Source organism: Herbaspirillum frisingense (genome assembly GCF_047325095.1).
Classification (GTDB): domain Bacteria; phylum Pseudomonadota; class Gammaproteobacteria; order Burkholderiales; family Burkholderiaceae_D; genus Herbaspirillum; species Herbaspirillum frisingense.
The window spans coordinates 4281454-4307986 of record NZ_CP168558.1; the positions used below are offsets into that span (position 1 = coordinate 4281454).

At 62.9% G+C, this 26533-nt stretch carries 30 protein-coding genes, 1 tRNA gene, 1 other RNA gene and 1 riboswitch; of the genes, 22 read left to right on the top strand and 10 right to left on the bottom strand.

Going from position 1 to position 26533, the window contains the following annotated elements; genetic code table 11:
* Nucleotides 1–53 precede the first annotated feature (53 nt).
* From ACEOAC_RS19585 to ssrS, 4 genes are all read left to right on the top strand, one after another.
* The gene (locus ACEOAC_RS19585) at nt 54–740 is read left to right on the top strand and encodes a tRNA-uridine aminocarboxypropyltransferase (RefSeq protein WP_413444868.1); all 687 of its coding nucleotides are present in this window, start codon (nt 54–56) and stop codon (nt 738–740) included.
* A 239-nt stretch (nt 741–979) separates the two neighbouring features.
* On the top strand, nt 980–1225 hold the full coding sequence (locus ACEOAC_RS19590; RefSeq protein ID WP_077237657.1) for a DUF904 domain-containing protein: 246 nt from the start codon (nt 980–982) through the stop codon (nt 1223–1225).
* Nucleotides 1222–1539, top strand: coding sequence for a cell division protein ZapA (locus ACEOAC_RS19595; protein WP_006464744.1), 318 nt, complete (start codon nt 1222–1224; stop codon nt 1537–1539). Before ACEOAC_RS19590 ends, ACEOAC_RS19595 begins: the two co-directional genes overlap by 4 nt.
* Nucleotides 1540–1730: 191 nt before the next feature.
* A non-coding RNA gene (gene ssrS, locus ACEOAC_RS19600) (6S RNA) lies at nt 1731–1907 on the top strand.
* A 74-nt stretch (nt 1908–1981) separates the two neighbouring features.
* On the opposite strand, the gene nrdR is transcribed toward ssrS, so the two are convergent.
* Both nrdR and glyA read right to left on the bottom strand, forming a co-directional pair.
* Nucleotides 1982–2461: a transcriptional regulator NrdR gene (nrdR, locus tag ACEOAC_RS19605; RefSeq protein ID WP_006464743.1), complete on the bottom strand. Its 480-nt coding sequence runs from the start codon at nt 2459–2461 to the stop codon at nt 1982–1984.
* A gap of 241 nt (nt 2462–2702) precedes the next feature.
* Complete coding sequence (gene glyA / locus ACEOAC_RS19610; protein ID WP_006464742.1) at nt 2703–3947, bottom strand: serine hydroxymethyltransferase; 1245 nt, start codon at nt 3945–3947, stop codon at nt 2703–2705.
* 140 nt (nt 3948–4087) lie between these two features.
* Nucleotides 4088–4187, bottom strand: a riboswitch (ZMP/ZTP riboswitch).
* A gap of 236 nt (nt 4188–4423) precedes the next feature.
* Here glyA and ACEOAC_RS19615 point away from each other — a divergent pair.
* The 16 genes from ACEOAC_RS19615 to ACEOAC_RS19690 all read left to right on the top strand — a co-directional run bounded on the left by ACEOAC_RS19615 (nt 4424) and on the right by ACEOAC_RS19690 (nt 17555).
* Nucleotides 4424–5176, top strand: coding sequence for an SDR family oxidoreductase (locus ACEOAC_RS19615; RefSeq protein ID WP_077237956.1), 753 nt, complete (start codon nt 4424–4426; stop codon nt 5174–5176).
* A 210-nt stretch (nt 5177–5386) separates the two neighbouring features.
* Nucleotides 5387–5839 (top strand): tol-pal system-associated acyl-CoA thioesterase, encoded by a 453-nt coding sequence (gene ybgC, locus ACEOAC_RS19620; protein WP_077237656.1) that lies wholly within the window; start codon nt 5387–5389, stop codon nt 5837–5839.
* A 210-nt stretch (nt 5840–6049) separates the two neighbouring features.
* Nucleotides 6050–6751: a protein TolQ gene (tolQ, locus tag ACEOAC_RS19625; protein ID WP_006464739.1), complete on the top strand. Its 702-nt coding sequence runs from the start codon at nt 6050–6052 to the stop codon at nt 6749–6751.
* Complete coding sequence (locus tag ACEOAC_RS19630) at nt 6751–7185, top strand: biopolymer transporter ExbD (protein ID WP_039876230.1); 435 nt, start codon at nt 6751–6753, stop codon at nt 7183–7185. Before tolQ ends, ACEOAC_RS19630 begins: the two co-directional genes overlap by 1 nt.
* A 17-nt stretch (nt 7186–7202) precedes the next feature.
* Entirely contained in the window at nt 7203–8177 is a 975-nt protein-coding gene (gene tolA, locus ACEOAC_RS19635; RefSeq protein WP_413628538.1) for a cell envelope integrity protein TolA, read from the top strand.
* Nucleotides 8178–8180: 3 nt separating this feature from the next.
* On the top strand, nt 8181–9467 hold the full coding sequence (tolB, locus tag ACEOAC_RS19640) for a Tol-Pal system beta propeller repeat protein TolB (protein ID WP_077237655.1): 1287 nt from the start codon (nt 8181–8183) through the stop codon (nt 9465–9467).
* Between the two features lie 43 nt (nt 9468–9510).
* On the top strand, nt 9511–10029 hold the full coding sequence (gene pal / locus ACEOAC_RS19645; protein WP_006464735.1) for a peptidoglycan-associated lipoprotein Pal: 519 nt from the start codon (nt 9511–9513) through the stop codon (nt 10027–10029).
* Between the two features lie 5 nt (nt 10030–10034).
* Nucleotides 10035–10790 carry a tol-pal system protein YbgF gene (gene ybgF / locus ACEOAC_RS19650; RefSeq protein ID WP_006464734.1) on the top strand — a complete coding sequence of 252 codons (756 nt, stop codon included), beginning with the start codon at nt 10035–10037 and terminating at the stop codon, nt 10788–10790.
* 119 nt (nt 10791–10909) lie between these two features.
* Nucleotides 10910–10985, top strand: a tRNA-Lys gene (locus ACEOAC_RS19655).
* Between the two features lie 212 nt (nt 10986–11197).
* Nucleotides 11198–11881 (top strand): GntR family transcriptional regulator, encoded by a 684-nt coding sequence (locus tag ACEOAC_RS19660; RefSeq protein ID WP_413628539.1) that lies wholly within the window; start codon nt 11198–11200, stop codon nt 11879–11881.
* A gap of 265 nt (nt 11882–12146) precedes the next feature.
* Nucleotides 12147–13229 (top strand): BMP family ABC transporter substrate-binding protein, encoded by a 1083-nt coding sequence (locus tag ACEOAC_RS19665; RefSeq protein WP_241813836.1) that lies wholly within the window; start codon nt 12147–12149, stop codon nt 13227–13229.
* Between the two features lie 93 nt (nt 13230–13322).
* Complete coding sequence (locus tag ACEOAC_RS19670; protein ID WP_413445673.1) at nt 13323–13949, top strand: flavin reductase family protein; 627 nt, start codon at nt 13323–13325, stop codon at nt 13947–13949.
* An 8-nt stretch (nt 13950–13957) separates the two neighbouring features.
* On the top strand, nt 13958–14437 hold the full coding sequence (locus tag ACEOAC_RS19675; protein ID WP_413445674.1) for a nucleoside deaminase: 480 nt from the start codon (nt 13958–13960) through the stop codon (nt 14435–14437).
* Nucleotides 14438–14695: 258 nt separating this feature from the next.
* Complete coding sequence (locus ACEOAC_RS19680; protein WP_413628540.1) at nt 14696–16642, top strand: FUSC family protein; 1947 nt, start codon at nt 14696–14698, stop codon at nt 16640–16642.
* 48 nt (nt 16643–16690) lie between these two features.
* Nucleotides 16691–17149, top strand: a complete 459-nt coding sequence (locus tag ACEOAC_RS19685; RefSeq protein ID WP_006464728.1) for a hypothetical protein — start codon at nt 16691–16693, stop codon at nt 17147–17149.
* A gap of 28 nt (nt 17150–17177) precedes the next feature.
* The gene (locus tag ACEOAC_RS19690; protein WP_006464727.1) at nt 17178–17555 is read left to right on the top strand and encodes a DUF423 domain-containing protein; all 378 of its coding nucleotides are present in this window, start codon (nt 17178–17180) and stop codon (nt 17553–17555) included.
* A 47-nt stretch (nt 17556–17602) separates the two neighbouring features.
* Here ACEOAC_RS19690 and ACEOAC_RS19695 read toward each other — a convergent pair whose 3' ends face one another.
* The 4 genes from ACEOAC_RS19695 to ACEOAC_RS19710 all read right to left on the bottom strand — a co-directional run bounded on the left by ACEOAC_RS19695 (nt 17603) and on the right by ACEOAC_RS19710 (nt 21546).
* Nucleotides 17603–18292, bottom strand: coding sequence for a methyl-accepting chemotaxis protein (locus tag ACEOAC_RS19695; RefSeq protein WP_077237649.1), 690 nt, complete (start codon nt 18290–18292; stop codon nt 17603–17605).
* Nucleotides 18293–18399: 107 nt separating this feature from the next.
* Complete coding sequence (locus ACEOAC_RS19700; protein ID WP_343652414.1) at nt 18400–19212, bottom strand: ABC transporter ATP-binding protein; 813 nt, start codon at nt 19210–19212, stop codon at nt 18400–18402.
* A gap of 17 nt (nt 19213–19229) precedes the next feature.
* Complete coding sequence (gene ntrB, locus ACEOAC_RS19705; protein ID WP_413445174.1) at nt 19230–20159, bottom strand: nitrate ABC transporter permease; 930 nt, start codon at nt 20157–20159, stop codon at nt 19230–19232.
* Between the two features lie 76 nt (nt 20160–20235).
* Entirely contained in the window at nt 20236–21546 is a 1311-nt protein-coding gene (locus tag ACEOAC_RS19710; protein WP_413445175.1) for a CmpA/NrtA family ABC transporter substrate-binding protein, read from the bottom strand.
* A 579-nt stretch (nt 21547–22125) separates the two neighbouring features.
* Between ACEOAC_RS19710 and ACEOAC_RS19715 the strand changes: the two genes are divergently transcribed.
* Nucleotides 22126–22284, top strand: coding sequence for a DUF3309 family protein (locus ACEOAC_RS19715; RefSeq protein ID WP_006464722.1), 159 nt, complete (start codon nt 22126–22128; stop codon nt 22282–22284).
* Nucleotides 22285–22531: 247 nt separating this feature from the next.
* Complete coding sequence (locus ACEOAC_RS19720) at nt 22532–22867, top strand: hypothetical protein (protein ID WP_006464721.1); 336 nt, start codon at nt 22532–22534, stop codon at nt 22865–22867.
* A 196-nt stretch (nt 22868–23063) separates the two neighbouring features.
* Here the strand turns inward: ACEOAC_RS19720 and ACEOAC_RS19725 are convergent, their stop codons facing one another.
* From ACEOAC_RS19725 to ACEOAC_RS19740, 4 genes are all read right to left on the bottom strand, one after another.
* The gene (locus ACEOAC_RS19725; RefSeq protein WP_006464720.1) at nt 23064–23279 is read right to left on the bottom strand and encodes a glycine zipper 2TM domain-containing protein; all 216 of its coding nucleotides are present in this window, start codon (nt 23277–23279) and stop codon (nt 23064–23066) included.
* Nucleotides 23280–23335: 56 nt separating this feature from the next.
* A complete protein-coding gene (locus ACEOAC_RS19730; protein ID WP_413444947.1) occupies nt 23336–23770 on the bottom strand; it encodes a hypothetical protein in 435 nt (144 codons plus the stop codon).
* Nucleotides 23771–23934: 164 nt separating this feature from the next.
* On the bottom strand, nt 23935–24105 hold the full coding sequence (locus ACEOAC_RS19735; RefSeq protein WP_006464718.1) for a CsbD family protein: 171 nt from the start codon (nt 24103–24105) through the stop codon (nt 23935–23937).
* 299 nt (nt 24106–24404) lie between these two features.
* Nucleotides 24405–26438: a PAS domain-containing protein gene (locus tag ACEOAC_RS19740; RefSeq protein WP_234295734.1), complete on the bottom strand. Its 2034-nt coding sequence runs from the start codon at nt 26436–26438 to the stop codon at nt 24405–24407.
* Between the last annotated feature and the right edge of the window lie 95 nt (nt 26439–26533).

Below are 26533 nucleotides of genomic sequence, written 5' to 3' on the forward strand. Positions count from 1 at the left end.
GTCTGCACTGCTGTACGAGATGACCATTGCGCAACTAGAGAAGGCTGATAATTTTGGTTTCCAACCACGATCCACACACCTCCCGCAGACTGATTTGCCCGATCTGCCAGCGTGCCCTTTCGGCATGCATCTGCCATTGGACCTCTCCCATCGATCACGCCATCGATGTCCTGATCCTGCAACACCCGCTGGAAGTCAACAATGCCAAGAACAGCGTGCGGCTGCTGCATCTGAGCCTGCCGTACAGCAAGCTCGTCGTCGGTTCGGCGTTCGATCCCGACGAACTGCAGCAGATGCTGCATGCACCGTCGCGGGTGCGCAACGTGCCCGATAGCGAGCCGGTGCACCCGATCCTGCTTTACACCGATGACGCCGCCACGCCCGAGACCACCCATTTCGACGCCCGCACGATGACGGTGGACAAGCGCCAGACGCTGCAGCGCATCCGCCTGGTCATCATTGATGGCACCTGGCGCAAGAGTCGCAAGATGCTCTTCGAAAATCCCATCCTGCAAACCCTGCCGCGCATGGTGTTGATCGATACCCCCATCTCGCGTTACACCATCCGCAAGTCGCACAAGCCGGAGCAGCTTTCCACGCTGGAAGCCGCCGGCTATGCCCTGATGCAACTGGAGCGCAACAGCGAGAAATACCACCCGCTGCTGACCGCCTTCGACAACTTCGTGCTGCAACAGGGCTACATGCGCATGCACGGCCAGCCCGCCCGCCGCAGCGAGTGAGCGTTTTCTTCCAGGCATCACCCACGATTGTCGTCAATGCAATGCACGTAACTGCCGCCTATGGGGAACCATTCGCCAATGCCACGTACCAAGTTCTTCCGGCTGCTCCGTGCAGCCGTTCTTGTTCAGGGTGTGTCGCAAAGCGCTTATAATCATGCAGGTCGACGCAACGAAACTTGAACATTCCTGACACGTACTGGCGCCCGCCAGCGCAATCCCATCCTGCGAACAATCACCACATGAGTTCAGAATTCCTGCAACTGGCTGAAAAAGTCACTCAGCTCGCCAAGCTGGCACAAGGCCTGCGCGAAGAAAATGCCGAGCTGCGCCGGAAAGTCAAACTGCTCTCCGAAGAAAACACCACCCTCTCCGGCCGGGTGGATGATGCCTACCGGCGCGTGAGCACCGTCCTGGCGCAGCTGCCGGTGGCAGAGGTCGCCGAGGTTCCCGAAGCCGCGCTGTCGGCCGATGAGGAGACCGCATGAGCACCATCCAGATCCAGGCCATGATCATGGGCCAGTCCTACACCCTGGCATGCCAGGAAGGCGAACAGGCCGCGCTGCATCACGCCGTGGCCTATCTCGACCAGAAGATGCGCGCCATCCGCGATGCCGGTCGCATCAAGGGCACCGACCGCATCGCCGTGATGGCCGGATTGGGCATCGCTGCCGAGTTGCTGACCATGCAACGTGCCGAAGGCCCCTTCGCCGGTCTCACCATTGCCCAGTGGCAGCAACAGATCACCGCCATCACCGAGGTGGTGGACCAGGCATTGGCGCCACAGGAAAAACTGTTCTGAACTGTTCGGATATCCGGACCAATCTGCACAGCGCAAGAAAAATGGCTGCCTTCGGGCAGCCATTTTCATTTCATGCGTCGCTGGTAGTTCGTGACGGCGCGGCGAATCAGCCTGTCGAAACACTGGTTACAAAATCGCCCAGAAATTTTTCGTTCAGGTCTTGGAGAGCGGCGGTGAATGGGTTAGACTTCGTACTCCTGCCGTGTTCGCGATTGCCATATATTCCTTGAACCATTTACGAGCATAGGCTGTGGGATCGTTTGATGGGCGTGAGCGTCGCTAGACCGATGAACCCGAAATTGAACTACTGCAGCCAACTTGAACCGTCAGGTTCAGGATGCCGGCACAGCGGCACAGGCGGGACTTGATTCAAGGAAAACGGCTGCATCTGCAGCCGTTTTTTATGCCCGTCCGGTTTGCACCGGACGCGGTGCAACGCAGCTCAGCTCTCGCGCTTTCTCGCGCCCTTGCGCTCCTGCCCCACCTCATCGATGGCATCCTGGAATTCAGTCACATCCTCGAAGCTCTTGTACACCGAGGCGAAGCGGATATAGGCAATCTTGTCCAGCCGCTTGAGTTCGCGCATGACCAGCTCGCCCACCTGCCCCGACATCACTTCCCGTTCGCCGCTCTGCAGCAGCTTGTCCTGGATGCTCTGGATCGCCATGTCCACCGCCTCGGCCGACACCGGTCGCTTGCGCAAGGCCAGCATCAGGCTGCCGCGCAGCTTGCTGGGGTCGAACTCGGTACGACTGCCATTCTTCTTGACGATCACCGGCAGGGTCAGCTCGATGCGCTCGTAGGTCGTGAAGCGCTTGTCGCAATTGCCGCAGCGGCGACGACGGCGGATCGAATGACCGTCCTCGGACAGACGGGTGTCCAGCACCGGGGTATCTTCGTGATTGCAGAATGGGCACTTCATGGCAGCAGGGGTTTGGTTGGACTGGACAAGGAGGGACCACCCTCCTGACTTCGTACTGCAGCGCGACTTCGCGACCCGGCGCAGAGGGCGCAGTATTGCACCCGCTCACCGTGACAGCCATCGTATCGTAGTGCAGATAAACGACGGCGCCCGCAAAAACGGGCGCCGTCGGGCAAGACATCGATCCGGCAGACCGACGATGCCGGCCCGCATCGGACCGGCGTCGTCACGTCAGAGACAATCAGCCGTAGACCGGGAAGGCGTCGGTCAGCTTCTTGACCTCGACCTTGACGCGCTCGATGGTGGCCGCGTCATGCGGGTTGTCCAGCACGTCGGCGATCAGGTTGCCGACCTTCTCGGCCTCGGCTTCCTTGAAACCACGGGTGGTCATGGCCGGGCTGCCCAGGCGGATGCCCGAGGTCACGAACGGCTTTTCCGGGTCGTTGGGGATGCCGTTCTTGTTGCAGGTCATGTGGGCCGAACCCAGGATGGCTTCGGCTTCCTTGCCGGTCAGGCCCTTGGGACGCAGGTCCACCAGCATCACGTGCGACTCGGTACCGCCGGAGACGATGCGCAGACCACGCTTGATCAGGGTCTTGGCCAGCACATCGGCATTCTTGACCACCTGCTGCTGGTAGGCCTTGAATTCCGGCGATGCGGCTTCCTTGAAGGCCACGGCCTTGGCGGCGATGACGTGCATCAGCGGACCGCCCTGGATACCAGGGAAGATGGCCGAGTTGATGGCCTTTTCATGCTCGGCCTTCATCAGGATCACGCCACCGCGCGGACCGCGCAGGGACTTGTGGGTGGTCGAGGTGACGAAGTCGGCGAAGGGCACCGGGTTGGGGTACACACCGGCGGCGATCAGGCCGGCATAGTGGGCCATGTCGACCATGAAGTAGGCGCCGACTTCCTTGGCGATCTTGGAGAAGCGCTCGAAGTCGATGCGCAGCGAGTAGGCCGAGGCGCCAGCGATGATCAGCTTGGGCTTCTTCTCGCGAGCCAGGGCTTCCATGGCTTCGTAGTCGATCTCTTCCTTGTCGTTCAGGCCATAGGAGACCACGTTGAACCACTTGCCCGACATGTTCAGTGCCATGCCGTGGGTCAGGTGGCCGCCTTCTGCCAGCGACATGCCCATGATGGTGTCGCCCGGCTTCAACATGGCGAAGAACACGCCCTGGTTGGCCTGGGAACCGGAGTTGGGTTGTACGTTGGCGGCTTCGGCGCCGAACAGGGCCTTCAGGCGGTCGATGGCCAGCTGCTCGGCCACGTCCACGTATTCGCAGCCACCGTAGTAGCGCTTGCCCGGATAGCCTTCGGCGTACTTGTTGGTCAGTTGCGAACCTTGCGCTTCCATGACGGCCGGCGAGGTGTAGTTTTCAGAAGCGATCAGCTCGATGTGATCCTGCTGGCGTGCGTTTTCCTTCTGGATGGCAGACCACAGGTCGGGATCGACTTTCGCGAGAGTCTGGTTCTTGTCAAACATGGTGTTTCTCCAAATTGATGAGGTGCGGCCGAAGATCGGGTCACCGGCTGCGCGAAGGCATGCCTGATGCTCGACTTCCAAAATCGAATGAGGGCCAGAAAATACGGGGGGATTGCGGGCAGCCTCAGTCGTACTGTCCATTCGGCTGCCCAGGCGCACGGCTGTTGAAATCTCACGCTTCCCGATGGATCCCCATCTTGGTCGGTTTTACCCGACGTTTCGCCAGTCACGTGAGACGAAATGGTGAGCGCATTGTAGTGAAATGGGGCGATTTCGGCAAGAACCATGGCGCAGGCGCAACATGCCTCAACCGGCCCCGCAACCGCGCCAAAAGCGAGCCGCACTTCGTAAAAACCGGCTTTGGGCTACAATTTCGTTTTCTTCCGGGATCGCCGGGGTGAAGCGCAGGGACGCCGTTCCGCCTGCGACCTGAGCACCGGCACCGGTTCTTACGCCACACACAGGAGAATCAAGAGATGGTCGTGTTGATTACGGGAGCTACCGCAGGCTTCGGCGCCGCCATGGCGCGCAAATTCGCCGGCAATGGTCACAAGGTGATCGCCGCCGGTCGCCGCAAGGAGCGCCTGGATGACCTGGTCAAGGAACTGGGTGCCGACAAGGTACTGCCGCTGGTACTGGACGTGACCAGCAAGTCCTCCATCGACGCCGGCCTGGCCAGCCTGACCGGTGACTGGAAGCAGGTCGACGTCCTGATCAACAACGCCGGTCTGGCCCTGGGCCTGGGCCCGGCCCACGAAGTCGCGCTGTCGGACTGGGAAACCATGATCGACACCAACGTCAAGGGGCTGGTCACCATCACCCACGCCCTGCTGCCCGAGATGGTCAAGCGCGGCAGCGGCACCATCATCAACCTGGGCTCGGTGGCCGGTGCCTACCCCTACCCGGGCGGCAACGTCTACGGCGCCACCAAGGCCTTCGTCGACCAGTTCACGCTGAACCTGCGCGCCGATCTGGTGGGCACTGGCGTGCGCGCCACCAACCTGGCCCCTGGCCTGTGCGGCGGCACCGAGTTCTCCAATGTGCGCTTCAAGGGCGATGACGGCGCGGCCGCCAAGGTCTATGAAGGCACTACCCCGCTGACGGCCGAAGATATCGCCGAAGCCGCCTTCTGGGTCGCCACCATGCCGGCACACGTCAACATCAACTACATGGAACTGATGCCGACCTGCCAGGGCTTCAGCCCCTTCAACATCAAGCGCAAACAGTAAGGGATGGGGTAAAATGGCGTTTTTGCCGGGAACGCTCCGGCGCCGCAGAAACGCCATTTGCAAGCCCCTTTGCGATCAGTTCCACAGTGCAAGATGCGTGGCCTCCACAAATCCTTGCATTTGAGGCAACACCCTGTTCGCATTGATTGCTTTCCGCTTCCTTGATTTCTTTTCAGCTGCCACAGCAGATTTCCCAATAACAAGAAGCATATGAGTGCCGCCAGTAGTCCATTCGACTGGAACATCCGGGTCTACTATGAAGATACCGACACCGGAGGCGTGGTCTTCTACGCCAATTACCTGAAGTTCTTCGAGCGCGCCCGCACGGAATGGCTGCGCTCCTTCGGTTTCCAGCAGCAACACCTGGCCGAGACCACCGGCGCCATCTTCGTGGTCAGGAACACCAACGTCGACTATCTCTCGCCAGCGCGCCTGGACGATGAACTCCGCTTGACCGTCGTGGTCGAAAAACTTCGAAATGCCTCCATGGAATTTTCCCAGGAGGCCTGGCGCCTGCCGTCGGGGGATGGCAATGCCGCCAGCGATCAGGACGCGACGTTGCTGGCACGGGGCAGCATCACTGTGGTCTGCGTGGACGCAGCCACGTTCCGCCCGCGCCCTATTCCCGAAGAATTGCTCGCCTGCATCAAGAAAGTCGCATGATGTCAACGGAAAAGCTCATCCGGACCTTTATGGCAGGTAGCACAACTGTCCCAACAGGCAATCTTGCCGCTTGGGACGATATCCGTGCCGGAAACCTTCTACCTACAATGACCGTCTTTTATTTCATGTAACTGAATCTACAACTGAACAAAAGATACAAACCGCCGACTTACCAATCCATTCACCGCTGCCACGCCGCCACATTTCCCCATGAACGTCACACAAGACCTGTCCTTCATTTCACTGATCGCAAACGCGTCCGTTTTGGTGCAACTGGTGATGCTGCTGCTGCTGTCGGCATCGATCATCAGCTGGACCTACATCTTCCGCAAGATGTTCACCATCCGCGCCGCGCGCGTGCAGACCGAGGAATTCGAACGCGTCTTCTGGTCCGGCGGCAACCTGTCGGCGCTGTACCAGGAAGCCCTGTCCAATCGCCGCAAGGCCGGTAGCGGTGGCGCGATGGAACGCATCTTCCAGGCCGGCATGGGTGAATTCACCAAGGCCAAGGCCTCGGTCACGGCCCGTGGCGGCGCGGTCGAACCCGGCCTGCTGCTGGACGGCGCCCGCCGCGCCATGCGCGCCGCCTACCAGCGCGAAATGGACGCCCTCGAATCGCACCTGGCCTTCCTGGCATCGGTTGGTTCGGTGTCCCCGTATGTGGGCCTGTTCGGCACCGTCTGGGGCATCATGAACGCCTTCCGCGGCCTGGCCAACGTGCAGCAGGCTACCCTGGCGGCCGTCGCCCCCGGCATCGCCGAGGCCCTGATCGCCACCGCCATCGGCCTGTTCGCCGCGATCCCGGCCGTGGTCGCCTACAACCGCTACTCGCACGACATCGATCGCCTGGCGATCCGCTTCGAAAGCTTCATCGAAGAGTTCTCCAACATCTTGCAACGTCAGGCACGCTAATGGCTGGGTCATCGATGCGCGGGGGCCGTCCCCGCAAGTTCAAGTCGGAAATCAACGTCGTCCCCTACATCGACGTGATGCTGGTGCTGCTGATCATCTTCATGGTGGCCACGCCCATCACCAACCCCAGCGTGATCAACCTGCCCACGGCCGGCAAGTCCACCCAGCCGCCGTCGGATTACATCGAGATCGCCCTGAAGCCCAATACCCAGGCCACGATCCGCATCAACGGCCCCAAGAGCGGCGGCAAGAAGGCCGAGACCGTGACCGGCAAGACCGACCTGTCGGAGCGCCTGCGCAAACTGCATGAAGACAATCCCGAGCTGGCCGTGATGATTTCGGCGGACAAGGAAATCAAGTATGACGAAGTGGTCCAGGTGATCTCGGAAGCGAAGAAACAGGGCATCGCGCGGGTCGGCCTGGCCACCAAGTAAGCGCACGCCCCAGCGATATGAGCGATAACGCACACTACAACATCCCCAAGGCACCGGGCCGCTGGCGCGCCATCACGCTGGCGCTGGTGATGCACGTGGCCTTGTTCCTGTTCTTCTGGATCGGGATCCGCTGGCAGAGCGAGACCCCGCTCACGGTGGAAGCCGAGATCTGGGACCCGCAATACAAGGAAGCCGCCCCCCTGCCCACCCCGCCCCAGCCCGAACCGGACCCGGTGGTGGAACCGCCCAAGCCGCAACCGCAGCCCCTGCCTGAACCCAAGCCAGTCCCGCCCAAGGTGATCGACGAACCCAAGGTCGAGAAGCCCGATATCGCCCTGGAAAAGGAAAAGAAGCGCAAGGAAGAGCAGGAGAAGCAAGAGAAACAGGAAAAGGCTGACAAGCTCAAGGCCGAGAAGGAAAAGGCCGAGCGCGAGAAGAAGGAGCAGGCCGAAAAGGACAAGGCTGACCGCGAAAAGAAGGAAAAGCTGGAAGCCGAAAAGCAGAAGAAGCTGAAGGAAGAGAAACAGAAGGAAGAAGAGGCCAAGAAGAAGGCTGATGCCGAGAAGCAGGCTGCCGACAAGAAGAAGCAGCAGCAGGCCGCCGCCGACGCCAAGGCCGCCGAACAGCGCCGCCAGGAAGACCTGAAGCGCATGATGGGCCAGGCCACCAGCGCCACCGGTGGTACCGGCACGGCCGAGAAGTCGCAGGGTCCCAAGGGCAGCCCCGATTACGCCAACAAGCTGCGTGCCAAGATCCGCAGCAACACTGTGTTCGATAACAGCGGCGTGAGCGGAAACCCGGCCGGGGAGTACACTGTCGAATTGTTCCCGGATGGTAGCGTGCGCACGGTTCGTGTGAACAAACCTTCAGGCGTGCCGGGCTTCGACGAAGCCGTGCGTACGGCCATCATGAAGTCGCAGCCCTTCCCGGCCGACAAGGATGGCAAGGTACCGTCCAGCTTCACTTTCACCCATTATCCGAAAGATCAGTAAACGATGATTAAAGCCCGTTACCTGACCAGCATCGCCGCCGCCACCGCCGTGGTGGCCGGCCTGTCCTTCGCCCCGGCCTCGCAGGCGCAGATCCGCTTCGAGATCACCGGCGTGGGTGCTTCGCAGATCCCGATCGCCATCACCGCCTTCCCCGGCGAGGAATCGGCGCCGCAACAGATCACCTCGGTGGTCAAGGCCGACCTGGCCCGCAGCGGCATCTTCAAGCTCATCGACAATGGCGATGCCCTCTCCGATTCCTCCGCCATCAACTATGGCGACTGGCAGAAGCGCGGCGCCAATGCGCTGGCCGTAGGTAGCGTCACGCGCCTGGCCGATGGCCGCTTCGACGTGCGCTACCGCCTCTTCGACACCGTGCAGTCGAGCCAGCTGTCGGCGCTCTCCATCGGCGCCCAGCCGCAGCTGCTGCGCCTGACCGCCCACAAGATCGCCGATGACATCTATCAGAAGCTGACCGGCATCCCCGGCATCTTCTCCACCCGCATTTCCTACGTGACCAAGTCCGGCAGCGAATATCGCCTGGAAGTGGCAGACGCCGATGGCGAAGGCACCCAGGTGGCGCTGCGCTCCAATGAGCCCATCATCTCGCCGTCCTGGTCGCCCGATGGCACCAAGGTCGCGTATGTCTCCTTCGAAATGAAGAAGCCGGTGGTCTACATCCAGAACCTGGTGACCCGCCAGCGCTCCATCGTGGCCAACTTCAAGGGCAGCAACTCGGCCCCGGCCTGGTCGCCGGACGGTTCGCGCCTGGCCGTGGCCCTGACCCGCGACGGCCTGACCCAGGTCTACGTGATCAATGCCGACGGCTCCGGCCTGCGTCGCCTGACCAACAGCGCCGGTATCGATACCGAACCGCAGTTCTCGCCCGATGGCGGCAGCATCTATTTCACCAGCGACCGCAGCGGCGGCCCGCAGGTGTACAAGGTCGGCCTGGATGGCGGCTCGCCGCAGCGCGTCACCTTCAACGGCAGCTACAACATCAGCCCGCGCATTTCGCCTGACGGCAAGACGCTGGCCTTCATCTCGCGTCGCGACGGCCTGTTCCAGCTCTATGCGCTGGACCTGACCAATGGCCAGGAGACCCGCCTCTCCGACGGCAGCCGTGACCAATCGCCCAGCTTTGCGCCCAACGGCAAATACATCATGTACGCGACGGAATCTGGTCGTCGCGGATCCCTGGCCGTCGTCTCCGTCGACGGCCGAATCAAACAGCGTCTCACGACGCAGGCCGGTGATATCAGGGAACCGACCTGGGGTCCGTTCATGAAATAAAGAAATCCAATATTGCTTTCATCACGACAAGGAGAAATCCAAAATGCGCACTATCAGTACCTTCGCCCTCATCGTCTCCAGTGCAGTCCTGCTGGCCGCCTGCTCGTCCACCAAGCTGGACGACAAGGCTAACGCTCCCGTGCAGAACGGCGCCAGCAACGGCGCTGACACCCGCTCGGTGGGCACCGTCAACGCCGGTTCCGTCGATCCGCTGAACGACCCGCAAGGCGTGTTGGCCAAGCGTAGCGTGTACTTCGACTACGACAGCTACACCGTCAAGCCGGAATACCGTACCGTCATCGAGAACCACGCCAAGTACCTGGTGGCGCACAAGGATCGCAAGGTCATCATCCAGGGCAACACCGATGATCGCGGTGGCGCCGAGTACAACCTGGCCCTGGGTCAGAAGCGTGCTGAAGCCGTCCGCAAGGCCCTGGTCCTGCTGGGCGTGTCGGATGCACAAGTGGAAGCGGTTTCCTTCGGCAAGGAAAAGCCCAAGGCACTGGGCCAGGATGAATCGTCCTACGCCGAGAACCGTCGCGCTGACATCGCTTATCAATAATCGACATGCATACCGCTTTCAAACTGAAATCGGTGACCGTGGCGGCCTTGCTGGCCGCCACGGCTTTCCTACCGCTTACCGCCCGTGCCGGCATGTTTGACGATGACGAAGCACGCAAGGCCATCCTGGACATCCGCTCCAAGATCGAAGCCCTGCAGCGCGACGTCGCCAACAAGGCCGACAAGAACAGTGTCCTGACCCTCTCGGACCGCAACGACAACCTGCAGTCGCAGATTGCCGCGCTGCGCGGCCAGATCGAGGTCTTGACCAACGAGATTACCAACGCCCAGCAACGTCAGAAGGACTTCTACGTCGATCTGGATGCGCGCCTGCGCAAGCTGGAGCCACAGCAGGTCAGCGTGGACGGCCAGACCGTGGCTGTGGGCGTGTCCGAACAGCAGGCCTATGATGCGGCGCTGTCGCAATTCAAGGGTGGCGACTACAAGGGAGCAGGCAATGCCTTCGCCGACTTCCTGAAGCGTTATCCGCAATCCGGCTATGCCCCCTCGGCGCAATACTGGCAAGGCAACTCCCTGTACGCCCAGCGCGACTACAAGGGCGCCATCGCCGCGCAGCAAGTGGTGGTGAAGAATTATCCGGACAACCCCAAGGCCGCTGACGCCCTGCTCAACATCGCCAGCTCGCAAGCCGAGTTGAAGGACAAGGCAGCCGCCAAGAAGACGCTGGAGCAATTGATCGCCAAGTATCCGAACACCCCGGCCGCGCAAACCGGCAAGGAACGGATGGCTTCATTGAAGTGATCGCCAGTCAGCGCCGGCACCGGGTCGGCGCGTGACGGGCTGCAGGATGATCGGAAATCAGCACGTGGCGCCAGAGTGTTGACAGTGCCGATAGAGTTTGCCTATAATAGCGGTCTTTCGGGTCGTTAGCTCAGTTGGTAGAGCAGCGGACTTTTAATCCGTTGGTCGCAGGTTCGAGTCCCGCACGGCCTACCAGAAATTCAGCAGTAGTCTCAAGAAAAAAGCCCACGTTGACGTGGGCTTTTTTCTTTTCATCTCCGTCCCTCAGCCGCTTCCCCGCCCCCGCCGTCGGGCGCACCCCTTGCTTATTCAGATGCGCCAGCCCGGCCGAGCCCGTGGCGCGTTATGATACCGCCGGCCTGTGTATGCTCCTGCACGGCCAGCCACCCCGCAACCCACTCTGCCCAATGAAATCGCAACGCGCCGCCGACACGCCGGAAACCCTCGACCAGACCGTCTACGAGGCCATCTTCAATGCCGCCATGCACGGCCGCCTGAAGCCCGGAACGCGCCTGCAGGAGGCCAGCCTGTGCGAGCAGTTCGGCGTCAGCCGCACGGTGGTGCGGCAGGCGCTGCGGCGGCTGTCGGAGCTGCGCATTGTCGACGTGGTGCCCAACAAGGGCGCCGCGGTGGCGACACCGGGACCAAAGGAGACACGCGACGTCTTCGCTGCCCGACGGGCGATCGAAGGCGCCATCGTGCGCGAAGTGGCGCGCCAGATCGACCACGGTGACGTCGCCAAACTGCGGCAGCGCCTGCAGGCCGAGCACGCCGCGCTGCATGACGGCGACCACCCGCGCTGGGTCGCCCTGGCCGGTGGCTTTCACCTGGCGCTGGCGGAGCTGTCCGGCAACCAGGTACTGCAACGCATGCTGACCGAACTGATGACCCGTTGCTCCCTCATCGTCGCGCTCTACGAAGCCCCCGGCGAGGCCAGTTGCGAGCATGACGAGCACAGCCGCCTGGTGGACCTGCTGGCACTGCGCGATGGCAATGGCGCCAGCGCCGAGATGGAACGCCACCTGCTGGCGCTGGAAGGCCGCCTGCGCCTGCCGGAAGAAAAGCCCGACGCATTGCGCCGCGCCTTCTGAGCTTCCTCCGCGTCCATTCTCCCCACATCCCCACCGCCGATCACCGGCGCCGGACTGCCCACGTCTGGTGCACGACCAGCACCCTGGGTGAGCAAAAGGTCCGCTTTGGCTCATTACCAAAATTGTATACAATACATATAATTACAATATTCCCTTTAAAATCATATAGATAATATAATTAAAAGGCTGGCATCCAAATTGCATGTATACGATCACAGTAAATTTTCGCCACTGATCCATCCATCCAACAAGGAGCCCCGCCGTGATGAACCGCCGTCAATTTCTGCTTGCATCCAGCGCCGCCGCCGTAGCTGCGTCCTCGCAACCGTTCGCCGCCCTGGCCGCTGCACCGAAGCTGAAGATCGGCTTCATCTATCCGGGGCCGGTGGCCGACATCGGCTGGTCTTTCCAGCATGATCTCGGACGGCGCATGCTGGAAAAGGAATTCGGCGCCCGCATCGAGACGGTATTCGTCGAGCGCGTGCCGGAAACACCGGAGGCCGAGCGTGTCATGCGCCAGCTGATCGATGATGGCTGCAAGATGATCTTCGCCACCTCGTTCGGCTTCATGAACCCGGTGCTGCGCGTGGCCAAGGAAAACCCGGACGTGATCTTCGAACACTGCTCCGGCTACACGATGGCGCGCAATGTCGGCCTGTACCAGACCCGTTTCTACGAAGGCGCCTATGTGCTGGGTACCATCGCCGGACGCATGACCAAGACCAATACGCTGGGCTATGTGGCGCCGATCCCAATCCCCGAGGTGATCCGCAACCTGGACGCCTTCGTATTGGGTGCTCGCAGTGTGAACCCCAAGGTCAACGCCAAGGTGGTGTGGATCAACGCCTGGTACGACCCCAGCCTGGAGCGCGATGCCGCGCAGACGCTGGCCGCGCAAGGCGCCGACGTGTTCTACCAGAACACCGACTCGCCGGCACCGGTGCAGGTGGCGGAGAGCAAGGGCCTGTACGCCTTCGGCCAGGACTCCGACATGAGCCGCTTCGGTCCCAGGGCGCATCTGACCGGCAACACGCTGAACTGGGGCGTGTACTACGTCCACAAGGTGCGGCAGGTGCTGGAAGGCCAATGGAAGGCGGAGGACACCAAGTGGGGCATGAAGGAAGGTATCGTCCAGCTCGCCCCCTACAACGCCGGGCTGCCCAAGGAGGTGGTAGCGCAGGCGGAAGAGCGCCGCAAGGCCATCGTCGCCGGCACCTTGCAGCCCTTCGCCGGCCCCATCAACAACCAGGGCGGACAGTTGCAGGTCGCCGCCGGCCGCACCGTACCCGAGTCCGAGCTCTGGACCATGAAGTGGTATGTGGAAGGCATCCAGGGCAAGCAACCCTGACCCTGGCTACCGATACCGGCTTGCCTTGTTCGGGATAGCAAACGGGGCAAGCCGAAAGCTCACAATCGCTTCAAGGAATATGAAGAAAACGCCATGACAGAAATCGACTTCGCCGAACTCAGCGTCTACCAGCGCTACAAGCTGATGGCCAGCCTGATCGTGCCGCGCCCGATCGCGCTCATCACCACGCTGGGCGAAGACGGCACGGTCAACGCCGCGCCGTTCTCCATGTTCAACATGCTCGGCGAAGATCCGCCTATCGTGATGGTCAGCATCAACCGCCTGCAGGACGGCGCACTCAAGGACACCGCAGCCAACATCCTGCGCACCGGCGAGTTTGTCGTGCACCTGACCGACGAGGCCATGTGCGCGCAAATGGACGCCTGCGCTGCCACCCTGCCGCCACACCAGAGCGAGCTGGAACACGCCGGCCTGCACGCGGTACCGGCGCAGACGATCCGGCCGCCGCGCATCGCCGAGGCGCCGGTCGCCTTTGAATGCGTGCTGCATGAAAAACTGGAAACGGCCAGCCGCTACATCTTCATCGGCCGCGTGCAATGGCTGGCCGCGCGCGATGGCCTGGTCGATACCGAACAATGGCGCGTGCGCCTGCAGGACTATCATCCGGTAGGCCGCTTCGGCGCCAGCTTCTACCTCAACGCCAGCGGCCGCTTCACGCTCGACAAAGCACAAGCCACCACCCCGATCGACGAAATGTGAGGCCGACCATGCGTATCCCCGTCCCCTTCAACGAACAAGACCACGCCGCCATGCGCCTGGCCATCGATGCCTCCGAACAAGCGCTCAAGCGCGGCGATATGCCCTTCGGCGCCACCCTGGTCGCGCCCGACGGCAAGGTGCTGATGACGGCGATGAACAACCAGAACACCGCCGCCGACTGCACCGGCCACGCCGAAATGGTGCTGGTGCGCCGTGCGCAGAAAGAGCTGGGGCTGGAAGCCATGCGTGGCGCCACCGTCTACGCCAGTGGCGAACCCTGCGCAATGTGCTGCGGCGCGATGTTCTGGGGCGGCATCGGCCGCGTGATCTATGCCGCCTCCACCGCGCAGATTGGCGACGCGCTGGGCGGGCCGCAACTTCCCCTGCGCGCAGCTGACGTGGTGCAAGATTCTGCACCTGCGGTCAGCGTGGAAGGCCCCTTGCTGGGCGCCGAGGCTGTGGTGGTATTGCAGCGCTTCGCTGCCTGAAGGCGCAGTCCCGCCAGTCCCGCCCCCCGTGCAGGCACTTCCCCGCCTGCCGGCTCCCCCTCACCGCAACCCATCTCCGCCAAACCCGACCGGCATGGAAAGTGCTTGGCACGGGAGGTAGCGAAGAGATCGACCGCCCCCGACCTCCCAGACCTACTACCTCCAGGCCCTGCGCATTGATGCAGGTCGCCTGTAGTATTCGTGAAAGAAACTCCTCATATCCTTTCAAAGTGGTCCCACCACGTTGATGCAGTCCCGATGAAAACCGCCCGTACGCCCTTCACCTTCCTTCACCGCCCGTCCCTGCTGCACCGCCATGGCCGGCTTGCCAGCCGGATGGCCGCATTCACCCGGCGTGCCGCACGACGGCTGGAGTTGCGCTCCTTCCCCTTGCTGCAGGAACAGTTCAGCGCCGAGGAAGGCTGGCGCGCCTGCCTGGCCATCGCGCTGCCGCTGGCGGCGGCCATGATCAGTGGCCAGCACTGGCTGGCCTGGGCCGTGTTCGCGGCCTTCTGGACCTGCCTGTGCGATGCCCCGGGGCCGCATACCCAGCGGCGGCGCCTGCTGGCCGGCTTTGCGGTGGCAGGCACGGCGGTGGCATTCATCGGCTCCTGGAGCGCCTCCTGGAGCAGTCATGCGGCCCTGCTCGCCGCACCGGTGATGGTGCTGCTCAGCGTCACGCTGACCGGTGCGATCCAGTCCGCAGCGCTGCTGGGGACGCTGCTGGCGGTGGTGGCGGTGGTGGCGGCGGGCTTCCCGCATGCGCCGGCGCTGGCGGCGCTGCAGGCCGCATCTTTCCTGATCGGCGCGCTCTGGGCCTGGCTGCTGATCAATCTTTTCTGGCGTATCGACGAACACACTGCCCTGCGCCAGGCCGCGCAGGCAGCGCTGCTGCGCATGCTCGACATGAGCCGCGACCTGCTCACCGCACGCGACGGCCAGCATCGGGAACAGCAATGGCACAGCGAACACGGTGAACATCGCCGCGCCGTGCGATTGGCCCTGGAACGGCTGCGCACCATGCTGCAGCCTCACGAGCGCTCCGCCAGCGACAGTGCCCAATCCTATCGCCGCCTGCTGGAGGCCTGCGAAATGATCTTCAGCGCCTTGATCGCGCTGGAACACGCCGCCATCCAGCAACTGGGCTCGCCCGCCGAGCGGCGCATCGTGGCACGGGCGGCGCGCATCGTGGTGCTGCGCGCCTACCAGAGGCTGACGCTGTCTCCACAGATCCCGCTGCCATCGAACCCGTCCCGCCCCATCGACATAAGGCGCGCCAGCCAGCTGGCCGACCCGTTGATGACTGGCTGCCTGTCGGCCTTGATGCAGGCCCACACGCTGCTGCTGTCCGATCCCGCCTGGGCGCAATACCGGGCCGAGCACGGCAGCGATGAACCCGATGCGTCGCCCGCCGCCGCCGTGCCACCCACACTGCCACCCGCCTGGCGCACCGGGCTGGGCCGGGGCCTGCAACAGGGCGCCCGCCAGGCCGCTGGTGTGGCGGCGGTGTTCTATGCGGCCCAGGTGTTCCAGCTTGGCTATCCCTACTGGGCCACCATGGCCGTGGTGGTAGTACTGCAAGGTGCGGCACGCCAGACCTGGACGCGCTGCCTGGAACGCATCCTGGGCAGCCTGCTGGGCGGTGCATTGGCACTGAGCCTGCTCCATGTGGCTTCCGGCATGAGCTGGGTGCTGCCGCTGGTGGCGGTGATGCTGGCCGGCCTGGCCATCGCCCTGCGGCTGGTGAACTACACGGTGTTCGTGGTGTTCCTGACCATGTTGTTCATCTGCGTGACCGAAATGCTGCAACCTGGTGTCGGCATCGCCTCGGCCCGGGCCTTGGACAACCTGATCGGCAGCGCCGTCGCCCTGCTGGCCGCCCTGGCGCTATGGCCCGAACTGGGAGCATCGCCGCGCGAACGCATCGCGCTCGGTCTCAAGGCCAATCGTGACTATCTGGAGGCGGTAGTCGCCCACCAGCCGCCAGCGACCTTGCGTCGCCTGCAGCGCCAGGCCGGGCTGGCCAGCATCGACGCCGAGACCGCCCTGCACGACCTGGGTGGCTTGCGCCGCCACAGCGAACGCCTGTCCCACAGCGAGATGGCCCGCCTGCGCGAAGTGCGCGAACTGGCCGGGCAGGCATCGGTGGCCTGGCATCTTGATCGAGGCACCCGGCAGGACCCGGCCACGGCGCGGGAGAGCTGATCCGGTATACTTCCGGTTTTACCGAGTCTGCCTGCCCTGCCCACCGACATGTCCGACCAAGCCCCCGAACCGATCTTCCCGGATGACGCCGTTGCCGGTGCCGATTCCATCCCCGCGCCGCGGCGCTGGATCGTCCTGCAGAACGTCCACGAAGTGGAAACCTGGATCGATACCTACAACCGCGAACTGCAGGCAGTGGTGTTCCGCCACAAGATGAACACCGTCAACGCCGGCCAGGGCATCTGCTTCACGCTGGAACTGGGCGGCGAGATCTATCTGCACACCACACCGGAAGGCCAGATCCTGCTGGATGTCAGCGAGGAAGCTGCCTGGGCGGCCCCGGTCATCAGCGCAGCCGCCAATGTCCCCGCCCCTGCCGGCTCGGTCTGGGTACTGCCGCCCGATACGCTCACGCAACTGATCCTGGGGCTATCCGGTCTGATTGCCACCTCACAGTTCGTGCTGCGTCATGAATATCGCCTGGGCAGGTCGCAGCGCCCATACTGAGCCGCCCCGGATACGAAGAAAGCCACCGATGAAAGAACGCACCCTGATCGCCGCCGGCGCCATCAACATGTTCATCGCCGTAGGCTGTGGCGCCTTTGGCGCGCACGGCCTGAAGCGGATGATTTCGGAAGAGATGCTGGCGATCTGGCATACCGCCGTGACCTACCAGGTCATGCACGCACTGGGCATGATCGCCATCGCCCTGCTCATGCCGCGCATGGCCGGTGCTGCGATGCGCTGGGCCGGCAATCTGATGCTGGCCGGCATCGTCGTTTTCAGCGGCAGCCTCTACCTGCTGGCGCTGACAGGAACACGCATCCTGGGCGCCATCACGCCCCTGGGTGGGGCGGCCTTCCTGGCCGCCTGGTTGCTGGTGGCCTGGGCTGCCTGCAGGCGCGAAGTGTGATATCCACTGAAACCCGCTGAAAATCGCTGAATTCCCCTGAGACCCACTCAGGCCGCTGCGCCGCTCAGGGCTTCCTTGACCAGCTCATCGATCTCGCCGGTGATGTTGGAGAGCACGCCGGCCACCACCGAGAATTCCTTGCCCGCCTGCCCCGAACGGGCCGCCACGATGCGCGCATTGAAGGCCACCATCTTGGCTTCACGGGCGATGACCTCGATGTCGGTCATGATCCCGCGCAACTGCTCGCGCATGAGCCGCGCATGCTTCCTGGACTGCGCCTCGTAGACCGCCGTGATCTCGTTGAGCACGCCCAGCAGCGGCGTGGTCTCCTGCACCAGTTGTGCCAGCAGCTCGGGCCCGCTCTTGAGACGGTCTTCGATGGCGTTGAGGGTGCGCTGCGCCAGCGCGGCAAATGCGGTGATGCGGGCGTCACCGGCTGGCCGCCCGTAATAGACCTCTTCCAGCTCGGGGCAGAACACCCCGGGCAAATCACCCGACCGCTTGAGCAGGGCCGCATGGGCATTGCTGAACAGGGCCAGCGCCTCGCGGGCGGTAGCACAGGCTCCCTGCTGCCCCTGCGAGGCCAGCACTGCGTAGAGCACCAGGCGCTGTGAGGTGAAACGGCGGCGCCCGGAAAGATTGATCATGGCGCCGAAGACTTCTCCCGACAACGGCACGGTGGATGCATCCTCGGCCGCGCGGTCGGGTGCGGTATCGATCAAGGCCAGGGTGGACATGGCAGGCTTCCTTCCAACGATGCAACGAAAAGCGGACAGGCGCGCAACACACTGAGCATCTGCGCGCCTGCGCGAGGGCCGGGGCCCAGACTACAGGCCAGGGCGACTCAGGCCGCCTCGCGTGCCGGATGGGCCTGCTTGCGATACAGGAATTCCAGCACCGCGGTGCGGTACAGGCCATACTGCGCGTCCTGCGCCAGCGTCACCCGGTCACGCGGCCGGGCCAGCTTCACTTCCAGCACTTCGCCGATGGTGGCGGCCGGGCCGTTGGTCATCATGACGATGCGATCCGACAGCAGTACCGCCTCGTCCACGTCATGGGTCACCATGACCACGGTCGATTCGGTCTTGGCCACGATCTTGAGCAGTTCATCCTGCAGGTGCGCGCGGGTCAGTGCATCGAGGGCGCCGAAAGGCTCGTCCATCAGCAGGACCTTGGGCTCCATTGCCAGGGCGCGGGCAATGCCTACGCGCTGCTTCATGCCGCCGGAGATTTCATTGGGACGCTTGGTCTCGGCCGCGCCCAGACCCACCAGCGCCAGCGCGGCGCGGGTGCGGTCGCGCAGTTGCGTGCGGTTTTCGCTGGCACCGAAGACGCGTTCCACGCCCAGGTAGATGTTTTCATAGCAGGTCAGCCAGGGCAGCAGCGAATGGTTCTGGAACACCACCGCCCGCTCCGGGGCCGGGCCACCGATCTCGCGATTGGCGCACAGGAGCACGCCGTCGCTGGGCTTGAGCAGGCCGGCGATGAGATTGAGCAGGGTCGACTTGCCGCAGCCGGAGTGGCCGATCAGGGTAATGAACTCGCCCTTGGCCACCGTCAGGTTGATCTCGCGCAGCGCGTGGAAGTCACCCTTCCTGGTATGGAACACCATCTCCACGCCGTGGATGTCGATGAATTTGCCGTTGATGTTATCCATGATGTGCTCCCGCCTGTTCAGTTGTTGACCTGTTCATAGGTAAAGGCCTTGGCCAGCGCCACCAGCAATTGTTCCAGCACCAGCCCCACCACCCCGATGACGACGATGGCGATGATGATGTGCGGCACGTTCAGGTTGTTCCATTCGTCCCACACCCAGAAGCCGATGCCCACGCCACCGGTCAGCATCTCGGCGGCCACGATGACCAGCCAGGCGGTGCCGATGGACAGGCGCACGCCAGTCAGCATGTAAGGCAATACCGAGGGAAACAGGATCTTGGTCAGCACCTTCCACTCCGACAGGTTCAGCACGCGCGCCACGTTCATGTAATCCTGCGGCACCCGCTGCACGCCCACGGCGGTGTTGATGATCATCGGCCAGATCGAGCAGATGAAGATCGACCAGATCGCCGCCGGATTGGCCGACTTGAACACCAGCAGCCCGATGGGCAACCAGGCCAGTGGCGAAACCGGGCGCAACAGGCTGATGATGGGGCCGAACATGCGCGAGAGGAACTCCACCCGGCCGATGGCAAACCCCAGCGGGATGCCCACCAGCGCCGCCAGGCCGAAGCCCATGCCGACCCGCTGCAAGGAGGCCAGCACGTTCCAGCCTATGCCCTGGTCATTGGGGCTGTTGCGATAGAAGGGATCGGAAAACATCACGCCGGCCTCCTTCAGGGTGACCCATGGCGTGGGGAAACTTGCGGTCTTCATGGCAATGATCTGCCACACCAGTACCAAGAGCGCCACGCCCAGGACCGGGGGCACCACCCGCATGAACAGTCCGCCTGCGGCCAGGCGCTTCCTGGCGCTGCTCACCCTGGTCGTGGTGGCAGGTGCTACCGATGCCGGCTGCGCCTGGCTGGCCGCAGCCACTGCTGCAACCTGGCTGTTGCCGGCGGGCTTGGCGTTATCGCCCATGATGTTTTCCATGACTGCACTCATCGCTTTCCCCTTGCTGATGACACTTCACTGTGACGGCCAGCGCTTTGGCTGCACTGCCTGCGCTGGCCGCCGAGGCTTACACCTTGATCTTGAAGGACTGCGCATAGGCAGCCGGATTCTTGCCGTCCCATACCACGCCATCGACCAGCTTGGAGCTGCGCATGACTTCCTTGGGCAGGGGCGTCTTGGTCATGGCGGCGGCCTCCTTGTAGAGATCGATCTGGTTCACCGACTTGGCCACGGCGAGGTAGTCCGGATCGCTCTTGAGCAGGCCCCAGCGGCGATGCTGGGTCATGAACCACATGCCGTCCGACAGGAAGGGGAAGTTGACCTGGCCTTCGTCGTAGAACTTCATGTAGTTGGGGTCGTCCCAGGTCTTGCCCAGCCCGTTCTGGTAGCGGCCCAGGATGCGCTGGTCGATCACGTCCTTGCTGGTGTTGACATAGGACTTGTCGGCGATGACCTCGGCCATCTTGTTCTTGTTGGCCAGCGAGGCGTCGATCCATTTGCTGGCGTCCAGGATGGCGGCCATCATGGCGCGGCAGGTATTGGGGTATTTCTGGACGAACTCCAGTGAGGTACCCAGCACCTTTTCCGGGTGGTCCTTCCAGATGTCCTGGGTGGTGATGGCGGTGATGCCCACGCCGTCGACGATGGCGCGATGGCCCCAGGGCTCGCCCACGCAGAAGCCGTCCATGTTGCCCACCCGCATATTGGCCACCATCTGCGGCGGCGGCACGGTGATCACCTTGGCATCCTTCATCGGATGGATGCCGTTGGCGGCCAGCCAGTAATACAGCCACATGGCGTGGGTGCCGGTGGGGAAGGTCTGGGCAAAGGTGTATTCGCGCTTGTCGGTCTGCATCAGCTTGGCCAGCGAAGCGCCATCGACGGCGCCCTTGTCGGCCAGCTTCTTGGATAGCGTGATGGCCTGGCCGTTGTGGTTCAGGCCCATGAGCACGGCCATGTCCTTCTTCTGCCCGCCGATGCCCATCTGCACGCCGTAGATCAGGCCATAGAGCACGTGCGCCGCATCCAGCTCGCCATTGGTCAGCTTGTCGCGCACGCCGGCCCAGGAGGCTTCCTTGCTGGGGACGATCTTGATGCCGTACTTCTTGTCGAAGCCCAGCACCGAGGCCATCACCACCGAAGCGCAGTCGGTCAGGGGAATGAAGCCGATCTTGACCTCTTCCTTTTCCGGTTTGTCCGAACCGGCGGCCCAGGCGCCGCCGCTGGTCAGTCCCAGCATGCCGGTCCCGGCCGCCAGGCCTGCACCCTGTATCAGCTTGCGGCGCTTGCCGTCCACCATGTCGACCGTCCCTGCCGGCGTGGCTGGTTCGATATCTGCGAGCTTGCCTGCCTGGTCCGCCTGAGCGTTGAATTCCATAGCACCCTTCCCCTTGCGTTGCGAATTGACATTGACGAAAGCCATCAACAAAAAAAAGGCGTGTCCCGTCATGGATGACCATGTCGGAAGACGCCTTTGTCCGGGACGATGCGACCGCCGTTGGTCACACCTTCACATCTGTTGCGCACTCTCTGCGCTATGTCGTCAATTCAGCAAAGACTGTGCCAGCGCATGATAATCGCCCGCAAAGCCGCACCCGGCCTGCACTGACGGCGCCATGACCAAGACTCACGACAGGTCCGGCGAGGGGGGCTCGCACCGTCAACATGAGCTCGGGCCGCACTTCATTTGTGCTTTGCACCAAGTTGGCGGCAAGGCGGAGTGATCAGCGGCCCATTGCGGGCCACCGGTGGGGACGGCCCGAGGCGCCCGCCTACCCGGCATTGCCGGGTTTTCCTACAGCATATTGCGACGGGCGCTGATCGCGGGGACAGCGGGACGGGGCCTATGATGGCTCAGCATCAACGAGCATCATCAAGCAATAACGAGCAACAACGAACGACCCGGCGCTTGCACCCTGGCGGGCAAGAACGAATTCAATAACAAAGGAGAAACTCCATGACCCTCGGCACCATCCTGCTCATCGTCCTGATCCTGATCCTGCTCGGCGTGATCCCGGCCTGGCCGCACAGCCGCGGTTGGGGCTATGGTCCCAGCGGTATCGCCGGCACCATCGTCATCATCCTGCTGATCCTGTTGCTGCTCGGGAAGATATAAGACGGGGCGGTAGCAAGGCGGTTGACTCCGCCCTGCTGCCAGCGCCCCTGACGCTTTCCCCGCGACCCTCCCCTCCCGGATGCAAGCCTGATACCATCGGCCTGCGGAAGGGAACACGGCGCGGTCGGTGCCCTGTCACCGACCGCGCCGTTTGCCTTGTGTCCAGCTGGCTTGTTATACGCTGCGGGCACGGCAGATGGCCCATCCCCATGAAGTTTTCGCGTTTGCGTGATGAGGCCTATAACAGATGAAGAACAAATTCCTCGCATCCTCCCTGCCCGTTTGCCTGGCCGCGTTGTCCATGCTGACGGCCGCATCCAGCCACGCCGGCGAGGACAAGCTGGCCAATGGCGATCCAGCCCGCTGGTATCAGAACGCCGACACTCCCAAGGAACGGCTGCGCAATCTCAACCAGGAGACCGCCGCTGCCTACGCCGAGGCATTGGCCGACTGCAAGGCACAGCGTGGCAAGCAGGCCAGCACCTGCCGCAAGGAAGCCGCCGCAGCCCGCAAGGACGATGCGGCGCGCGCCCGGCGCATCTATGACGACTACAAGGCGACCGGCGCCAAGCCCGCCTCCTGAGCCAATGCCGGGTTAGCCTGTAGCCCGGCTGCCTGGCTGCAGGCGTTGCCCCTGCGCCGGCCCCAAGTGCAAGCCACAAATGGAAAACGCCGCAACGATGGACATCGTTGCGGCGTTTGACGCATTCCGTGCGTGCAGGCCTCGATAGCCCGCACGGTGTGGCTGGCAGCGCTGCCAGCCTGGTGTAAGGCCTGGCTTACTTGCCCACCTGGTTACCGATCACGCCACCCACGGCGGCGCCGCCGACGGTACCGATGGCGCTACCACCGGTGAGCACTGCACCGCCCACCGCACCAGCACCTGCACCGATGGCTGTGTTCTTGTCGCGCGCGGACATGTTGCTGCAGCCGGTCATCGCGGAAAAGGCAAAGATGGCTACCGAAGTCACTGCCAGTTTTTGAATTGTTTTCATGACTACTCCTTCCTCATTGTCGAATAGAGTCCAACGAACGGATTGCCGGACCGGCATCAGGTCATCGGACGCATGATCACGCGCGCAGCCGGAGCTTGCGGCGCAGCCTTGGCGGCTTCGCGGGCGACGTCCGGGGTGCATGCACCAGCCTCTTGCCCATAGAGCAGGACAGCTTCGCGCATGAACCGGGAACGACGGCCTTCGGCCATGTCCATGTACCGGAACTTCTTTTGACCTGCCTTCTGCATGCGGGTCGCATCGACCGGCATGTGACGATCCATCGTGGAGGCCGACCAGCGCGCTGCGCTGTCATCAGCCTGACGGGGTGCTGCATAAGCGGAGGAGGCAAGTGCCGAGACGGCTACCAGCATGCAAATACCGACTGTTTTTTTCATGGTCTGCCCTTTCAGGGGTCCCTTCTTGGCGGTGAGCAAAAATTTCATGCGGCAACCCGAGAACTCTTTTGCATTTCCCGGCTCTACCAGCACCATGACGACATGGTCGCGGAAATTGCTGCAACACAAAATCAGCCGTTTCCGATTCTGGCGTAGGAAGATTCCTACATTGCCATCCCGCCGGCCACCGCAAATGCCTTGGGCTCCTCAGAATCCTCAGAACCCGGGCGGCATTCACGGCGACGGCGCGCCCACTTCACTTAGTTCTTTGCAGCTTCCTTGGCATCGCCATAGGACTTCTGGACGTTGCCTTCCACCTGCTTGGCAGCGCCCTTGACCTGCTGGCTGGTATTGCCGGTCAGCTCACCGGTCTTCTCTTGCACCTTGCCTGCCACTTCCTTCAAGCTACCCTTGACTTGATCCTTGTTCATGATGGCTCCTTTGTGGTTGATTGCCTGATAGGTCCCGGCTGCAACGTCAGGACATTCCTGCCTGCTTGCCGGCACCGCCGCCTGGTCCGCCCTTCGGGTCAGACTGCGACGATGAGTCCATGGTATCGATGAGCCTGTGGCAGGCCCATAAGAGAGTCGCCCTTTCGCGCGTAGGAAAAAACGAAAAACCATGCAGGAAAAGCGGTGCCGAAAAATCCTCACAAAAACGCAGAAAGCCGCCCTGGAGGCGGCTTTCGGAAGGGTGATGGATGTGCGGGAAAGGACTCGGTTTGCGCCGCTCAGGCCTCGCTGGGCGCCAGCTCCGGACGGATCGGCAGGCTGATGCTGATCAAGGCCCCCTTGCCTGGCGTAGAGCGGATATCGACCTCGCCACCGAAGAAGGTGGCCCGCTCGCGCAGGCCGCGCAGGCCGTAGGTCTTGTGGTTGTCGCGCCGCTCTTCGGGGATGCCCACGCCATCGTCGCGCACGGTCAGGGCCACGTGGTCTTCGTCGATATCGAGGATCACATCCACCTTGCTGGCCTTGGCATGCTTGGTGACGTTGTTGAGCATCTCCTGCAGCATGCGGTAGATGGCAATCTCCATCTCGTGGCCCACATCCACGTCTTCATCGGGCAGGCTGGCATGGCAGGCGATGCCGGTGCGCTCGTGCAGCTCGTCGAGCTGTTCCGAGATCGCCGCCTTCAGACCGAACAGGTCCAGGGTATTGGGCCGCAGTTCAGTCTGGATGCGTCGGGTGGTGGCCACCAGTGACTTCATCAGGCCCTGCATGCGGGTCTTGCGGTCGGCCCATTTTTCATCCGGCGGCAGGATCTGGTAGACCCCTTCCAGGTGCATCGACAGGGCCGTCAGGGAGGCGCCCATGTTGTCGTGCAGCTCGCGGGCGATAGCGCGCTTCTCTTCTTCGCGTACGGTTTCCAGGTGATTGGTCAGTTCGCGCAGCAGGGCGGTACGCTGGATCACGGTCTTTTCCAGCTGGCTCTCGCGCTGGCGCAGTTCATCCTCGGCCTGCTTGCGTTCGGTAATGTCGGTGCTGATGCCGATGACGCCCTGCACGCTGCCATCCTTGCCGAACCAGGGCACCTTGGCGGTCTGGAAGGTGACCACGCCCTCCGGCAGGTGGAGGGTCTGTTCCAGCTTCTCGGGCTTGCCCGAAGCCATGACACGACGGTCATCGCGGTCCACCGTATCGGCCTCTTCCTGCACCAGGAAAAGCTCGCGGCTGGAACGGTACATGGTCTCTTCCCAGGTCTTGCCGAGCTTATGCAGGGTGGCTGGGTTGGCGAAGATCATCAGGCCCTGGCGATTCTTCACGAAGATCGGGTCGCTGGTGCTTTCGCTCACGGCGTTCAACAAGGCGCTGGTCTCGGCCAGTTTCTGGGCATTGCGGGTACGCTCGCCGTATTCGCTATCCAGCCGACTGGCCGAGCCCCAGAAGATGAAGAGCACGATCGCGCCATTGATCAGGGTCAGCGTCGGCAAGACCAGCTCCGGCACGATCCAGCCGTGCGTCATGCCCCAGTTCAGCAACAGGCTGAAGGCCAGCAGCAGGAACAGCGTCTGCGGCAACAGATGGCGCAACATCTGGCCGCCCGGCGCGATGCGCATGATCACCGCCATCAGGGCATGCGCCGGGCGTGCCATGAGCAAGGCCGCCCCCAGCAGTGCGAACACCAGCGCCGAGAGCAACGACACCGGCAGCGGGAAATCGAGATAGATGAACTGGCTGACGTCGTACAGATAACCGACCAGCGGAATGGCGGACAGCGCAATCAGGGCAAAGGCCAGGTATTCGGCCGGATAGTAGCCGCCGAGCAAGCGCCAGTCATGCAGCAGCAAGGCGGTCGCCATGAGCACAAAGCCCAGCGACAGCAAGGGCGGGATCGCCAGAGGCGAAATCGTGTCAGCGCCCTCCAGCGGCAGCCAGCCCAGCGCGTACATGACACCGTGCGCCAGAGACGCCAGCCCGCCGACCAGCAGCAGCACCGCCAGCCCGACGGCGATGCGCCGCAGCAGGGGCCGGCGTACCGCAGAATTCATGCAATTGAGGTAGAGCGCCAGGGCGCCCACGATGAAACCACCGGCCGTGAGTTCACGCACGGCCAGCAGGCCTGACAGCAGTCGCCGGTACTCCTCACCCAGGAAACCGGTCAGCAGCACCACGATGCCCAGCAGGATCACGGCCATGGACAGGCCCATGGCCAGTGTCACCATGCCGCTGTAATTGGCGTGCGATGCCGCGAAATACTCGACCGATGCGCTGTTCTGGATGTCGGCGGAGGACGGACGAAGTCCGTCTTGGTTCTTCTGCATCGTCGGGAATCCCTCGTTCTTGTGCGATCCGTGCTGTCCGCGCTGTCCGTACGTTTCGGACATCAAGCCTGCGTCAGGGTCTTTCGGACTCCGGG

Bases quoted from the DNA above. Each gene is read 5' to 3' on its own strand.
- glyA (WP_006464742.1), bottom strand. From the start codon at position 3,947: ATGTTTGACAAGAACCAGACTCTCGCGAAAGTCGATCCCGACCTGTGG.
- ACEOAC_RS19710 (WP_413445175.1), bottom strand. From the start codon at position 21,546: ATGGAATTCAACGCTCAGGCGGACCAGGCAGGCAAGCTCGCAGATATC.
- ACEOAC_RS19700 (WP_343652414.1), bottom strand. From the start codon at position 19,212: ATGGATAACATCAACGGCAAATTCATCGACATCCACGGCGTGGAGATG.
- ACEOAC_RS19670 (WP_413445673.1), top strand. From the start codon at position 13,323: ATGACAGAAATCGACTTCGCCGAACTCAGCGTCTACCAGCGCTACAAG.
- ACEOAC_RS19660 (WP_413628539.1), top strand. From the start codon at position 11,198: ATGAAATCGCAACGCGCCGCCGACACGCCGGAAACCCTCGACCAGACC.
- nrdR (WP_006464743.1), bottom strand. From the start codon at position 2,461: ATGAAGTGCCCATTCTGCAATCACGAAGATACCCCGGTGCTGGACACC.
- ACEOAC_RS19685 (WP_006464728.1), top strand. From the start codon at position 16,691: ATGTCCGACCAAGCCCCCGAACCGATCTTCCCGGATGACGCCGTTGCC.
- ACEOAC_RS19730 (WP_413444947.1), bottom strand. From the start codon at position 23,770: ATGGTGCTGGTAGAGCCGGGAAATGCAAAAGAGTTCTCGGGTTGCCGC.
- ybgF (WP_006464734.1), top strand. From the start codon at position 10,035: ATGCATACCGCTTTCAAACTGAAATCGGTGACCGTGGCGGCCTTGCTG.
- ACEOAC_RS19680 (WP_413628540.1), top strand. From the start codon at position 14,696: ATGAAAACCGCCCGTACGCCCTTCACCTTCCTTCACCGCCCGTCCCTG.
- ACEOAC_RS19595 (WP_006464744.1), top strand. From the start codon at position 1,222: ATGAGCACCATCCAGATCCAGGCCATGATCATGGGCCAGTCCTACACC.
- ACEOAC_RS19740 (WP_234295734.1), bottom strand. From the start codon at position 26,438: ATGCAGAAGAACCAAGACGGACTTCGTCCGTCCTCCGCCGACATCCAG.
- pal (WP_006464735.1), top strand. From the start codon at position 9,511: ATGCGCACTATCAGTACCTTCGCCCTCATCGTCTCCAGTGCAGTCCTG.
- ACEOAC_RS19735 (WP_006464718.1), bottom strand. From the start codon at position 24,105: ATGAACAAGGATCAAGTCAAGGGTAGCTTGAAGGAAGTGGCAGGCAAG.
- ACEOAC_RS19665 (WP_241813836.1), top strand. From the start codon at position 12,147: ATGAACCGCCGTCAATTTCTGCTTGCATCCAGCGCCGCCGCCGTAGCT.
- ACEOAC_RS19630 (WP_039876230.1), top strand. From the start codon at position 6,751: ATGGCTGGGTCATCGATGCGCGGGGGCCGTCCCCGCAAGTTCAAGTCG.
- ntrB (WP_413445174.1), bottom strand. From the start codon at position 20,159: ATGAGTGCAGTCATGGAAAACATCATGGGCGATAACGCCAAGCCCGCC.
- ACEOAC_RS19695 (WP_077237649.1), bottom strand. From the start codon at position 18,292: ATGTCCACCCTGGCCTTGATCGATACCGCACCCGACCGCGCGGCCGAG.
- ACEOAC_RS19615 (WP_077237956.1), top strand. From the start codon at position 4,424: ATGGTCGTGTTGATTACGGGAGCTACCGCAGGCTTCGGCGCCGCCATG.
- ACEOAC_RS19715 (WP_006464722.1), top strand. From the start codon at position 22,126: ATGACCCTCGGCACCATCCTGCTCATCGTCCTGATCCTGATCCTGCTC.
- tolA (WP_413628538.1), top strand. From the start codon at position 7,203: ATGAGCGATAACGCACACTACAACATCCCCAAGGCACCGGGCCGCTGG.
- ACEOAC_RS19590 (WP_077237657.1), top strand. From the start codon at position 980: ATGAGTTCAGAATTCCTGCAACTGGCTGAAAAAGTCACTCAGCTCGCC.
- ACEOAC_RS19675 (WP_413445674.1), top strand. From the start codon at position 13,958: ATGCGTATCCCCGTCCCCTTCAACGAACAAGACCACGCCGCCATGCGC.
- tolB (WP_077237655.1), top strand. From the start codon at position 8,181: ATGATTAAAGCCCGTTACCTGACCAGCATCGCCGCCGCCACCGCCGTG.
- ACEOAC_RS19720 (WP_006464721.1), top strand. From the start codon at position 22,532: ATGAAGAACAAATTCCTCGCATCCTCCCTGCCCGTTTGCCTGGCCGCG.
- ybgC (WP_077237656.1), top strand. From the start codon at position 5,387: ATGAGTGCCGCCAGTAGTCCATTCGACTGGAACATCCGGGTCTACTAT.
- tolQ (WP_006464739.1), top strand. From the start codon at position 6,050: ATGAACGTCACACAAGACCTGTCCTTCATTTCACTGATCGCAAACGCG.
- ACEOAC_RS19725 (WP_006464720.1), bottom strand. From the start codon at position 23,279: ATGAAAACAATTCAAAAACTGGCAGTGACTTCGGTAGCCATCTTTGCC.
- ACEOAC_RS19690 (WP_006464727.1), top strand. From the start codon at position 17,178: ATGAAAGAACGCACCCTGATCGCCGCCGGCGCCATCAACATGTTCATC.